Origin of the sequence: Lactobacillus sp. UMNPBX4, assembly GCF_002554115.1 — a bacterium.
Lineage (GTDB): Bacteria > Bacillota > Bacilli > Lactobacillales > Lactobacillaceae > Lactobacillus > Lactobacillus gallinarum.
Genome location: NZ_PCZF01000134.1, coordinates 1 through 508 on the forward strand (window position 1 = coordinate 1; position 508 = coordinate 508).

A 508-nucleotide genomic window follows, 5' to 3' on the forward strand; every position below is an offset into this window, starting at 1 on the left:
CATTACTGATAATCTAGCTTTGTAACTATATTGAATGAAATAATTCCTAAGGAATTTATTATTTCTTTCAGGAATTATATCTATAATCCGATGATTGACTGCGTTGATTAAACACATACTCATACCACTAGATGAAAATCTTTTACCAGATTTGAAGTCATCTAAGGATAAGTGACTAGGAAGCCAGTTACAATTGACTTTAAAATTATTTTCTACATTCTCTAAAGATCTAATAATTGTGTTTGAAGATGTAAAAGAGTCCGCAGCAATTTCACACATAGGTCTGGATAGACTTAAATCACGTACAAGTTTGGCTTTAACAGCATTAGAAAAATGATCATGATAGTTAGTATCTTTAAATTTAGCTGTCGCAGTCTTTTTGCACTCAGGACACAGATACTTCTGTTTTCTTATAGAAAGCACAAGCTTTTTACCAGCAGAAGAAAGATGAATATTATTAACTACTTTAGTGCCGTTATGTAACATCAATGCTTTACAATTAGGGCAA

Annotated in this window: 1 protein-coding gene; it reads right to left on the reverse strand. The window is 31.3% G+C overall.

The features are described from left to right. On the reverse strand, window positions 1-508 hold a 508-nt coding region (locus CP355_RS10050), incomplete at both ends, for a transposase family protein (RefSeq protein WP_143468949.1).